The organism is Klebsiella sp. A-Nf5, from assembly GCF_002810545.1.
Taxonomy (GTDB): domain Bacteria; phylum Pseudomonadota; class Gammaproteobacteria; order Enterobacterales; family Enterobacteriaceae; genus Klebsiella; species Klebsiella variicola.
In genome coordinates this window covers 1-643 of record NZ_PIOG01000278.1, presented here as the reverse complement: position 1 = coordinate 643, position 643 = coordinate 1, and the positions used below count along the sequence as shown (strand labels likewise).

1 protein-coding gene is annotated in these 643 nt (G+C 37.0%); it reads left to right on the top strand.

Annotated elements, in window-relative coordinates; all coding sequences use genetic code 11:
- Positions 1-637 (top strand): HlyD family secretion protein (locus tag CWM53_RS28145; RefSeq protein WP_133124391.1); only part of this gene is annotated, 637 nt, incomplete at its 5' end.
- Positions 638-643 lie beyond the last annotated feature (6 nt).

Genomic DNA, 643 nt, shown 5'->3' with positions numbered 1-643 from the left:
AGAATCGCAAATCACGCAATACAACAGCGACAAAATAACTAAAATCGCTGACTTTGACAATCAGATAACAGCACAACAAAATCAAATAAATGATTTCAAAAATCAATTGGTTGAATCAAATGCGAAAGGCAATGCTATTATAAAGGCTACGACAGAAGGGCGTATTGAGTCACTCTCAGTAACTAAAGGACAAATGGTTGATAACGGCAGCAGCTTGGCTCAAATTAAACCCACAGGTAACATTGAGTATTATCTAATATTATGGCTGCCAAATAATAGCATACCTTATGTAAAGCCTGGTGATGTTATAAACATTCGCTATGATGCTTTTCCCTCCGATAAATTTGGACAATTCCCTGGTGAAGTCATATCAATATCTTCCGTCCCCGCAGCACGGCAGGAAATGTCAGAATATACTAATGTGAGCACTGGAACCAATCAGCAAGAATTAGCCCTTTATAAAACTATAGTAAAGATAAAAAATAAAACCTTTTATTATAATGGTAAAACTCTGCAGCTATCAAATGGACTTAAAGCACAGGCAGTTGTTTTCCTCGAAAAACGTCCTCTCTATATGTGGATGTTTACCCCAGTTTATAAAATTACTCAAAGTGTGAGCGGCCCGATCAATGACTAACGAACT